Here is an 11,418-nt window from a genome sequence, read left to right as displayed (position 1 = left end):
TTTTTTTGAGATTTCGCGTTAATGATAAATAAACTCATTCCGGTTTTGCTCCGGTGCTGCGTCTTACTAATGTAAGCAGGCAAATAGAGCCGGGCAGGGTAGCCACTGGGTTCGGTTTTTCCTGGTTGTAGAAGCATTTTTACCGCTGCCCGGACCCACGATCGAGCCCGGGAGGGGCCGATCACCGACTTTTGCGGGAGCGAAACGGTTCACAGGTCCAGGCAGCGTCAGGGCACTCGGTGGCCCATTGGTCTTATCCACTTCAACCAATAATAGAGAGCACGATGTCAGCAATTCATGAGTTGAAACCTCTGTTCAAGGCCTTGGTCATTGCCCGAACCCTGCGCTCGCGTCGCTCGCTGGCCGGTTTGGGCATGGCGTGCCTGCTGCCGCTCAGCGTGCAGGTGTGCGCTGAAGAATTCACCCTCAATATTGCGGCCCAGCCGTTGCCTCAGGCCCTGCAGGCGTTTGGCGCGCAGACCAATCAACAGGTGATCTACAGCGCCGACGACATGGCCGGCCTGCGCAGCACCCGTGTCAGCGGCAAGTTGAGCCGCGAAGCGGCGATCACCCAACTGCTCAAAGGCACGGGCGTGCGCTACAGCTTTGAAGGCAACACGCTGATGTTGGTGCGCGGCAGTTCGACCGAGGGTCTGGAACTGGGCGCCACGACCATCAACGCACAACAGTTGGGTACCACCACCGAAGGCACCCACTCCTACACCACCGGGGCCGTGACCATTGGCAAAGGTGAGCAGAAACTCAAGGACATCCCGCAATCGGTCAGCGTCCTGACCCGCAAGCGCATGGATGACCAGAACATCACCACCCTGACCCAGGCGCTGGAAGCCACGCCGGGCATGAGTTCGGTCAAGACCCCGGGGCCGGGCATGTTCATCTACGCCCGCGGTTTTGATATCGAGTCATTGCAGTACGACGGCGTGCCCGTGCCGCGCAACATGTATTCGCTGGGCAGCTACATCACCGAAAACATGGCGATCTACGACCGCATGGAAATCCTCCGTGGTTCGTCGGCCCTGCTGCAAGGCGCGAACAGCCCTGGCGGCGCGATCAACATGGTGCGCAAGCGTCCGCAAGACGTGCCGACCGTGACCCTGAGCGCCAAGGCCGGTAGCTGGGATCGTTACGCGTCGCAGGCCGATGTGGGCGGTCCGTTGAACGATGAAGGCACTATCCGCGGTCGTGCGGTGGTCAACTACGAAACCGGTAAATCGTTCACCGACTACGTGTCGAACTGGGAACAGACCGTCTATGGCGCCCTCGATTTCGACTTGAGCCCGGACACCGTGCTCGGCGTCGGCTTCAGCAACAAGACCAGCCATTCCACGCCTTACCTGATCGGCCTGCCACGCTACGCTGACGGCACCGTGCTGAACCTGGGGCGTTCTGCCTACGGCGGCGCGAGCTGGAACCGTGGTTTCAATAACCAGACCTCCGTTTACCTGGACCTGGAGCATCACTTCAACGACAGCTGGAAAATCAAGGCCACTGCCCTGGCCATGAACGAGTCGAACGAATCGACCTACCAGTTCATCACCGGACCCGTCACGCCGGGCACGTCCACCGGCCCCCAGTACGCCGATTACTCCACCGACTTCTACAACAAGAACCGTGGTTTTGACGTCTACGTCAATGGCGACTTCGAAGCCCTGTCGTTCAAGCAAAGCGTGATGTTCGGCGCCAACTATTCGAAGTACACCTCCGACGACCAATACGCGCGTGCCTTTACGCCGGGCGTCGATATCGACGAGATCGACCACCATCGACCGCAACAAAGCTTCAACTCGATTGCCGACGTCGCCAACCTGACGACCAGTACCTATGACGTGCGCCAGAAAGGCCTCTACGGCACCTGGCGGGTCAAACTGGCCGACCCGCTGACCCTGACACTGGGCGCACGGTCGACCTGGTATCAATACGAGTACGATGCCGAAAACGCCTTTGCCCGCGTAGTGGACCCGACCGCCGCGGTCAACAGCACCACCCGGCATAACGGCAAGATCACACCCTACGCCGGCCTGGTGTATGCGCTGGACGAACAATGGTCGGTCTACGGCAGTTACGCCGACGTCTACATCCCGCAAACGGACATGGACAAGCAGCACGCAGTACTCAAGCCGATCGAAGGCCACAACTATGAACTCGGCCTCAAAGGCGAGTTGATGGACGGCCAGCTCAACACCTCGTTCGCGATTTTCCGCGCCGAGCAGAAGAACCGCGCGGTCACCGACCTGAGCACCGACATCGAAAGCAGCGAAGCCTGCGGCGGCTGGTACTGCTCCAAGGCATCGGGCAAGGTCCGCAGCCAGGGCTTCGAAGCTGAAGTCAGCGGTGAAGTGGCGCCAGGCTTGCAACTGTCTGGCAGCTACACCTACAACACCACCAAGTTCCTGGAAGACACCGACCTCAAAGGCAAAGTCTTCAGCACCTGGACCCCGAAACACATGGCGCGCCTGTGGGCCGACTACCGCTTGCCGGGTGACTTCCACAAAGTCAGCGTGGGTGGCGGCGTCAACGCCCAGACCAGCACCATCAGTTTCGACCGCAACTTCAACCAGCCGGGCTTCGCCATTTGGGCCTCCCGCGTCGGCTACGACCTGAGCGACGAAGTGAACCTGGCGGTGAACTTCAACAACATCTTCGACAAGAAGTACTTCATCCCGTCCTACAGCCAGATCGGCGCCAACAACTACTACGGCGACCCGCGCAACATGATGTTCAGCGTGACGTACAAACCGCAGTTCTGATAAGTACTGTGCCGGTTGTAAAGAGCCCGACCCGCAGATTGCGGGTCGGGGTTTTTATGGCCTGAAGAAAATTTCAGGCGCACCACGCGCCGTCACGTCTGCCTGACCAGCCGCGTATCCAGTCCAAAGCGCTCCTGCGAGACGAGTTTGAATTGGTTCGCCGCCAAGTCGCAACTCACCAGCAAATTCCACGAATGGCGGGTTACTGCAGAGGGGATCAGCACGAAAGGATGCTCGGCCAGCATCCCGTCAGCAAACTGTTGCTGATTGGGCGAGGGCAGGGACGGGACCAGCCAGTTCGGGTTCGGTACATCTTCGGGCTGAACAATCTTGATGATGTTCGGGTCAAGCACTTCGAAGCACGTGAGTACGTGAGGCACCCGATCAAGGGTATCGAAGCCTGTATGGACTGCGACTTCCAGAATGGCTGTCGAGGGGTCGGCCGAGGCGTAAATGACCCGGCGGCCGGGAGGATTCCATCGACCACCGGATCTCTGTGCACCAATGCCACTGTCCCAGGTGTGCTTGTAGACCTCGCGGTCAAGGCGCCAAGCGTGCCACTTCCCGTCCCAGGGCAAAGGATTCATTGATAGACCCCATGTTCTATCCGGGTCAGATATTCCTCTACCACCTGGAAGCCCAGCGAGTTATCGATCAACTCCAGCGGGACATGATCGTCCAGGTATTTGCAGGGTTTCTTCAGCCAGTCCTCAGCCAACTGTTGATTGCCAAACACGTTGGTGGCGTGCTCCAGCGTTTGCGCATACTGAAAGGCAACCGTGCTCTGCTGCTGGTTCAGGCGCACCGGTTTGGTTTCTTTCACCAAGCGTTGGACAGTCCTGAGGGACTTGCCGGTGATGCGCTGAACAAGATCGTGTTCCATGTACAGCGCGGAGGTGGAAAGCATGTCCCGGACATCGCTCAGGTCAAAGCCCTCCTGCGTGTACCGGATGATCAGCATTCGCGTATCACCACTGCGGCCATGTAACAGCACTTCAGTCGGCTTACGGCTGACCTTCTTGGTGCTCGTTCCCGTGTATTTAGCGGCTCTTTCTTCTAGCTGATTCGCTGCGGACATACCGATGTCCTCCAATACGACACTTGGCACAATAGTAGCGCCAAATGTCGCGGGTTGGGCAAGTGGACTTTTCCTTGAGTGCTGTCAGAAAACTCCTGAAATCTTTGATATGAATTCACGCGATTTAATCGCGCGTATTTAAAGACGAGGGCGTTGGCCACTGCCGATTAGTTAAGCCAAACGCGATCTGTAGCAGCTGGCGAAGCCTGCGTTCGACTGCGAAGCAGTCGTCAATCCAGACGACGCGGTGTGTCAGAAAGACCGCGTGCTCAGATTTTACGACCGCTTCGCAGTCGAACGCAGGCTTCGCCAGCTGCTACACAAAGCATGTGTCACCTTGAGATCTTCTTAACTGATCGGCATTCGGGGCGTTAGCGGTGAATCGAGTGCTGGATAACCTCGTTCCGGCCAACTGATATCGAGGTTTTGTAGCGACGGGCAACCCGCCATAGACGTACGGCGGGTTGCAATCATACGAGGCCGGTCAGCGCAGGAGGGTGCTGGCCAGGAAGGTCTCGATCAACGAGTCGATCATTTCATCTTCGAAGATCATGCTGCGGTGCAGCAGCGGCGAGTAAACCGAACAGTTCAATTCGCCCGAGCGGCTGTAGCCCTTGATCAGGGCTTCGCCGAACGCCAGTTCCTGTTTGGTTTTTTCCGGCAGCGCCCACCAGCAACTCGGCTTGACGTTGACCGGTTTGAACGTAAACGCCGCAAACGCTTCCAGCAGTCGGTCGTGCACCGAGAACGCCTGGGCGTTCATGATTTCGTTTTTGACGTTTTGCACGATGGCCAACAAATCGCCCTGGCCCGGTGCGACCTGGTCGGTGGCCCAGTCATAGAAGTCCTTGGCCGAACTGTGTGGCGCGTCTTTCAGGTAAGCCGCCGTGCGCTCCGTGAGCAGGGGAAACAACAAGTCGAAGTATTGAATGGCGTCGAGGAGTTCTGCCGATGCTTCATCGCTGGTTTTGTGGGGATTGAGTTGTCGATAACGCGGCATGTCCTCCGGGTACACGTGTTCCGGGAGGGTGCTGTCGACCAGACCGAGGAAGTTCACTTCGTGCCCCAGCCCTTCAAGGGTCGCGGTGACGTCCAGCGCAATTGCGCCGCCCAGCGACCAGCCCATCAAGTGGTAAGGCCCCTGAGGTTGGGCCTTGATGATTTCGCGACTGTAGTCGTCAATCATCTCGTCCCAGGTTTGCCGGTCGTTGTGCTGCTTGCCGAACCCTCGGTGCATGACGCCGCTGACGCCGGCTCGGGCCTTGAGTTTTTTGCCAGTGGTTGATAGCAAAACACGATGCCGCCGCTCGGGTGCATGCAGAACAGTGTGGGTACAGCGGCCGGTGCGCCGTTGAGTTCGACCACGCACCGGGTCTGTTCCCGGTGCTTGCGCGAGATAAGCGCCGCCAACTCGCCAATGCTCGGTTGGGCCAGCATTTCTTGCAGGCGCAGTTCGATGTTGAGCTGTGACTTGAGGGTGGAAATGAACTGAATCGCCAGAATCGAATGCCCACCCAGCTCAAAGAAGTTGTCAGTGACGCCGACCCTTTCCAGTCCCAGGGTTCGCTGCCACAGCTCGGCCAGGGCTTCTTCCAGATGATTGCTCGGCGCGACATAGGTCTGCTGCCACAGGCTGGCGTCCGGTTCGGGCAAGGCTTTGCGATCCAGCTTGCCGTTGGCGTTGAGCGGGAAGTGCTCGATGAACAGCAAATGAGCCGGGACCATGTAGTCCGGCAACTGCAACTTGAGCGCGGCCAGCAGGTGATCGCGCAGCTCGGTGTTGGCCGCCTGGCTGGCGATTACGTAGCCGACCAGTTGCAGGCCACTCAGGCCTTGGTGGGTCAGCACTACACAGTCCTGCACCGCCGGCAGGCTTTGCAGACGGGCCTGGATCTCTCCCGGTTCAATGCGGAAACCGCGAATCTTCACCTGATGGTCGATGCGGCGCATGTACTCGATGCTGCCGTTGGCGCCATAACGGGCCAAGTCGCCGGTGCGATACAGGCGCCCGCCCGGCAACGGGTCGAATGGATCGGGAATGAAGCGAGTGGCGGTCAGGCCGGCGCGCTTGAGGTAACCCCGTGCCAGGCCGGCGCGGCCAACGTACAACTCACCCACACAACCCTTGGGCACCGGGTTCAGGTGCGGGTCGAGCACGTACCACGACAGGTCGACAATCGGCACGCCCAACGGGCTGGCCGCGTTCGAATCCAGGTCGTTCAACGACAACGGGCGGTAGGTCACGTGCACGGTGGTTTCGGTGATGCCGTACATGTTGATCAGTTGCGGCGCACGATCACCGAAGCGTTCGAGCCACGGGCGCAGGCTCTGCACATCAATCGCTTCGCCGCCAAAAATTACATGGCGCAGGTGTTGGGTCAGAGGCTGCCCCGGCTCGCAGGCGATCTGCATCAATTGCTTGAAGGCCGACGGCGTCTGGTTGAGCACGCTGACCTTTTGCTCGCACAGCAGCGCATACATCTCTTGCGGCGAACGGCTGACCGCGTGGGGCACGATGACCAGGCGGCCACCGTGCAGCAGCGCGCCGAAAATCTCCCACACCGAGAAGTCGAAGGCGTAGGAGTGAAACAGGCTCCAGACGTCGCGATGATTGAAATCAAACCAACCGGCCGTGGCCTGGAGCAGCCGCACCACGTTGTGATGGGGCAGCAGCGCGCCTTTCGGTTTGCCGGTGGAGCCCGAGGTGTAAATCACATAGGCGAGATTGTCCGGATGCACCGCGACGTCGGGGTTGTGCTCGTGGCCGGCGGACGATTGCTCAAGCAACAGGCAGCGAACGTCGGCCGGCAGCGCCAGCTGTTCCCGCAGGTGCGCCTGGGTCAAAACCAACGCGACACCACTGTCCTCGATCATGTAAGCCAAGCGGTCGGCGGGGTAGGCCGGGTCCAGCGGCACGTAGGCGCCGCCGGCCTTGAGGATCGCCAGCAGGCCGACGATCAGGTGCGGCGTGCGCTCCACGGCGATGCCGACCAGAACGTCCGGCCCGACACCTTCGCCGATCAATTGATGAGCGAGTCGATTGGCCTGGCGATTGAGCTCGGCGTAACTCATGTGTTGCTCGCCGAAACTCAGGGCGATGGCGTCAGCGCAGTGCTCGGTGTGGGCCTCGATCAACTGATGCAGGCACTGACCGCGAGGCAGCACGGTGGGCTGACGATTCCAGTCGGCCAACGTCTGTTGCTGCTCGTCGGGGCTCAGCAGTTGCAGTTCGCCGAGGCTGCGCCCGGGCGCCTGGATGATCCCTTGCAACAGGTTCTGCCAATGCCCGGCCATGCGCTCGATCGTCGCCGGACGGTAGAGGTCGCGGCTGTATTCGAAGGTTCCGGTCAGGCCTTGGTGCGAATAGTCGATGTCCAGCGACAGGTCGAATTTCGCCTGGTTATCACCAGCATCGAGAAACGCCAGCGCCAAGCCGTCCCATTCGACGGGTTGTGCCTCGGCGCCGCCAGTGCGCCAGTTGAACAACACCTGGAACAACGGGTTGGCGCTCTGGCTGCCCGGTCGTTGCAGTTGATCGAACATCAGTTCCAGCGGGTAATCGGCATGTTCCAGTGCGGCCAGGGATTGCCCGCGCAGATCCTGCAGATAATCGGCAATGCATTGGGTCGAATCGATGCGTGCGCGGTACACCTGACTGCTGACGAAAAAACCGACTAACGCCTGGGTTTCGCCGCGATTTCGGTTAGCGTTGGGCACGCCGACGGTGAAGTCGTGCTGGTTGCTGTAGCGCCCGAGTAGCAATTGCCATACACCCAATGCCAGCACAAACGGGGTCAGCGCTTGTCGTTGGCAGAAGGCGTTGAAGGCCTGGCTCAGCGCCGGTTCAAGCGTCCATTGAAAACGACCGGCCAAATGCTGCTGACCGGTTGCACGAGCCACGTCCTGGGGCATTTCGAGCACCGGCAGTTCGCTGCCCAGGTACTCACGCCAATACTCGCCGCTGCGGGTGCACGCGGCGCTGTCGAGGTATTCACCGCGCTGCCAATCAGCGTGGTCGGCGTACTGCATGGTCAGCGTTGGCAGCGGCGAATGATCATCGAGGCAGGCTTGGGCATAGGCGCGGGACAGGTCCTGCATCAGAATCCCGTTGGACCAGGCGTCGGAAACGATGTGGTGCATGTTCAACAGCAGCACGTAGTCCCGGGTGTCGGACTTGAGCAACGTCGCGCGAATCAGTGGCGCCTGACCCAGGTCGAACGCCTGCGTGGCCTGGCTCTGGACACGCTGCGCCAGTTCATCGGCACGGGCGTCAATGTCGAGCGCCGTGAGGTCCCGGCGATACAAGGTCAGCCGAGCCTGACGCTCGACTACCTGCGTCGGCACGCCATCAAGTTCAGTGAAGGCCGTGCGCAGAATGTCATGCCGATCAATCACGCGATTCAGCGCCACTTCCAACGCATCGACATTCAGTTCGCCAGTCAGGTGCAAGGCGCGCGGCAAGTTGTAGGCCGAGCTGTCCGGCGCCCGTTGTTGCTCCAGCCACAGGCGTTGCTGGGCAAACGACAGCGGCGCCCGGTCCCGGCGCTGCGACGGGGTAGAGGGTTCATCGTCTGCGGCATCGGCCATCAGCAGCGCCAGCAGATCATCATCAAGCAGTTCGTTCATGAGGGTTCTCGCAAAGGGCTCAGGCGGTCGCGACCGGCGCTTTTTCGCTGATGACCCGACCCGCTTCCATCCGCACCAGTTGGTCGGCGACATCGAAGTAACGGTCGTCGTGGGAAATAACGATGAGGGTCTTGCCCAGGTATTTGAGTTCCGGTAGCAGCTCGGTGTAGAAGATCCGGCGGAAGGCCGGGTCCTGGTCGGCGGCCCATTCGTCGAACACCAGCACCGGGCGTTCTTCCAGCCAGGCGTTCAACAGTGCCAGGCGTTTGCGCTGGCCGGTGGACAGGTCGGTGGTGCTGAAGGCGCCGTCGCGGATCGTGACTTTGTGGGCGATCTCCAGGCGTTCCAGGTAGCGGTCGGCGTCTTCGGGAATCTCCTGGTCGCCCTGCACCAGTTCATCGAACAGGTAGTAGTCGGCAAAAATCGTGGTGAACAACTGGCGATAGTCGTCGCGGTTTTCGGCCACCACCGGCGCGCCATTGAGGATGATTTCACCGCCCTGTGGCGCGTAGAGCCCCAGCAGCAACTTGATCAACGTGGTCTTGCCGCCGCCGTTCTCGCCGACGATAAAGACGATTTCGCCTTGGCTGATGGACAGGTTGACCGGCCCGAGAGCAAACGGCTTGTTGCCGTCGACGGCCGGGAAGGCGTAGTGCACGTCGCGCAATTCCAGGTGTTCGACCGCCGGTTTCGGCGCGGCCTGGTCACTGAGCAGCAGATGCGGCTCCGGCGAGGAAAACTGTTCCGCCAGGTCGGCAATGCGCTTGAAGGCGATGTTGGCGCGGCTGACTACGGGCAGGGTGGTCACCAGGTATTCCAGCGGGCCTTTCATGTACAACAGCACCAGCACGAAGCCGCTGAGCACGGCTTTATCGGTGCCCAGCCAGAACGATTGCAGCACCAGCGCCAGGCCGATCACCACGAAAAACAGCATCGAACCGAGGGTCTTGGCCACCACGAAGGTATTCACCGCGCGGATGTGCGTCTTGCAGATGTAGTCGGCCGTGGCTTCGATGCGCTGGTGGAACATGCGTTGGCGGCGCGGACGATGGATGCGCAGTTCTTTGGCGCCATCGGCAATCGCGCTGTAGTGTTTTTGCAGTTCATCTTCGCCGGCGCGAGCGGCCTCGAAACCCTGGATGCCCTTGGTCCGTGCAACGAGTTGAACCAATGTGCCGATCACCAGCGCCACCATCAGCAAGGCGAACATCGGCAGCGACAGCCAGGCCAGGTAGCCCAGGCAACCGAGGGTGACGGTGAGTGCAATGGCCAGCGGCGCAAAGGAGAAAGCGAAATCGCTGACGGTGTCGACGTCGTGGGTCAGCACCGGAATCAGTCGATAGCTGCGAAAGCGTTCGATCTGCTCAATCGGCGCGCGCAGGACTTTTTCGCCCAGGTTCTTGCGCAGCCCGGCAATGATGTTCTGCCCGACGTGGTTGGTGCCGATGTCCGACAGGATCGACGTCAGCAACGCCACCACGCACAGGCCGACAAACGTCGCCAGCAGCCGGGGTGTCGGGCTGCCGTCGGCATTCAGGGCATCATTGATGGTCGCCAGCAACGCGGTGATGCTGAGGCCGCCGAGCATGCCGAGCGCGATCGACACCACAACGATGACCCGGAATGGCTTGAGCAGGCCGAGGACTTCACTGATGGCTCCGCGGGAATTTGAGGTCATGGAGGTTTCCGCTTCAAGTGCCGCTGAGGGCAATGGTTCAAGAGTTTGGCTGCTTAAAAGACGAAACCCGTGGGCGGCGATTTAGCCGTGCACGGGTCTCTTGCAAGTCATGGCGATGGGAGGTGGGAGTGAGCCTGCTCGCGAAGTGGGCGTGTCAGTCAGCATCCTGTTGGCTGACAGTCCGTCATCGCGAGCAGGCTCGCTCCCACATTAGATCCCCTGTGGTCGCAGAATTTGCGTACGACACAGATCCCCTGTGGGAGCGGCGGTGCGACGATTCGACTTGCTCGCGAAAGCGCTCTGACAGTCAATATAGAAGGTGGACGTGACGGCCCCTTCGCGAGCAAGCCCGCTCCCACATTTAAAAGCCTTAAAGGTCCCGGGCGACGCGAAAGCCCAGCCAGTCGCCGCGGTCATCCGGGGAGGTGGCGTTGCGGTTGCCGGAGCGCGAGAACACCGGCGCTTCGCTCCAGTCGTTACCGCGCATGCGCCGGAACTCGCATTTACCGGTCAGCCAGGCACTGCCGTCGCTCGGGGCGCCGACGTAGTCATCGTTGAAGCAATCGGCGGTCCATTCGTAGACGTTGCCGTGCATGTCGTACACGCCAAAGGCGTTGGGCGGGAAGCTGCCGGCCGGCGAGGTGAAGTTGTAGCCGTCCGCCGCGCCGTAGGTGTTGGCGTGCTTGGCGATGCTGTATTCCTTGCCTTCATCGAACGGGAAGGGGAAGGGACCGCTGGTGCCGCCACGGGCCGCGTACTCGCGAAGGGACTCGCTGACCAGTCGATAATTCTGCCCGGTTTTCTTCGACAGCCACGCCACGTAGGCGTTGGCCTCGGGGAAGTCCATGCACACGGCCGGGTGTTTGGCGGTGTATTCGTAGCGCGGGATGCCAGTCTTGCATTCACGGCCAGGGCGGGTGTCGCCATCGGGCATCACGTAGCCAGTGTCGTGGAGGTAGGCGTCCCATTCGCCTTTCAACACCTGGAAGCGGCTGATCGCCACAGGCTTGGCGAAGGTCACCGGGTGTAGCGGGCCTTCATCGGGTTCGCGGCCGACTTCATCTTCCGGTGTGCCCATGGTGAAAGTGCCGGTGGGCAGCACGACCATTTCCGGGCAGTCCTTGCAGTCCTTGAACACCTTGCCCGGTTGCGCCGAAGCGGCGGCCTGGGCAGCGCCCGGCAGCAGACTGGCAGCCAGGGCGGCCAACAGCAGGGCCGGGCGTGCCTTCAAGGAAAAACTACGCAGGTCACTGTTCATCATTGATCTC

5 protein-coding genes and 1 pseudogene are annotated in these 11,418 nt (G+C 60.6%); 1 reads left to right on the top strand and 5 read right to left on the bottom strand.

The genetic code is table 11. The annotated features are described in order from the left end of the window. Positions 1 to 284: 284 nt before the first annotated feature. Positions 285 to 2,768: a TonB-dependent siderophore receptor gene (locus JFV26_RS07325; protein ID WP_201191041.1), complete on the top strand. Its 2,484-nt coding sequence runs from the start codon at positions 285 to 287 to the stop codon at positions 2,766 to 2,768. A gap of 92 nt (positions 2,769 to 2,860) precedes the next feature. On the opposite strand, the gene JFV26_RS07320 is transcribed toward JFV26_RS07325, so the two are convergent. The 5 genes and pseudogenes from JFV26_RS07320 to pvdO all read right to left on the bottom strand — a co-directional run bounded on the left by JFV26_RS07320 (position 2,861) and on the right by pvdO (position 11,408). Further along, a complete protein-coding gene (locus JFV26_RS07320; protein ID WP_201191039.1) occupies positions 2,861 to 3,355 on the bottom strand; it encodes an RES family NAD+ phosphorylase in 495 nt (164 codons plus the stop codon). After that, a complete protein-coding gene (locus JFV26_RS07315) occupies positions 3,352 to 3,846 on the bottom strand; it encodes an antitoxin Xre/MbcA/ParS toxin-binding domain-containing protein (RefSeq protein ID WP_201191037.1) in 495 nt (164 codons plus the stop codon). Before JFV26_RS07315 ends, JFV26_RS07320 begins: the two co-directional genes overlap by 4 nt. Before the next feature lie 484 nt (positions 3,847 to 4,330). Beyond that, positions 4,331 to 8,472, bottom strand: a pseudogene (locus JFV26_RS07310) (amino acid adenylation domain-containing protein). Positions 8,473 to 8,491: 19 nt separating this feature from the next. Next, positions 8,492 to 10,150 carry a cyclic peptide export ABC transporter gene (locus JFV26_RS07305; RefSeq protein ID WP_201191035.1) on the bottom strand — a complete coding sequence of 553 codons (1,659 nt, stop codon included), beginning with the start codon at positions 10,148 to 10,150 and terminating at the stop codon, positions 8,492 to 8,494. A 370-nt stretch (positions 10,151 to 10,520) separates the two neighbouring features. Continuing rightward, positions 10,521 to 11,408 (bottom strand): dihydropyoverdine dehydrogenase, encoded by an 888-nt coding sequence (pvdO, locus tag JFV26_RS07300; RefSeq protein ID WP_201191033.1) that lies wholly within the window; start codon positions 11,406 to 11,408, stop codon positions 10,521 to 10,523. Positions 11,409 to 11,418: the final 10 nt, after the last annotated feature.

The sequence above is a fragment of the Pseudomonas sp. TH31 genome (assembly GCF_016650815.1).
GTDB lineage: Bacteria > Pseudomonadota > Gammaproteobacteria > Pseudomonadales > Pseudomonadaceae > Aquipseudomonas.
The sequence above is the reverse complement of the archived record's forward strand: the minus strand, read 5'-3'. Positions and strand labels throughout refer to the sequence as shown.

Excerpts from the sequence above, each read along its gene's own strand:
- JFV26_RS07320 (WP_201191039.1), bottom strand. The coding sequence starts at position 3,355 with ATGAATCCTTTGCCCTGGGACGGGAAGTGGCACGCTTGGCGCCTTGAC.
- JFV26_RS07315 (WP_201191037.1), bottom strand. The coding sequence starts at position 3,846 with ATGTCCGCAGCGAATCAGCTAGAAGAAAGAGCCGCTAAATACACGGGA.
- JFV26_RS07325 (WP_201191041.1), top strand. The coding sequence starts at position 285 with ATGTCAGCAATTCATGAGTTGAAACCTCTGTTCAAGGCCTTGGTCATT.
- JFV26_RS07305 (WP_201191035.1), bottom strand. The coding sequence starts at position 10,150 with ATGACCTCAAATTCCCGCGGAGCCATCAGTGAAGTCCTCGGCCTGCTC.
- pvdO (WP_201191033.1), bottom strand. The coding sequence starts at position 11,408 with ATGAACAGTGACCTGCGTAGTTTTTCCTTGAAGGCACGCCCGGCCCTG.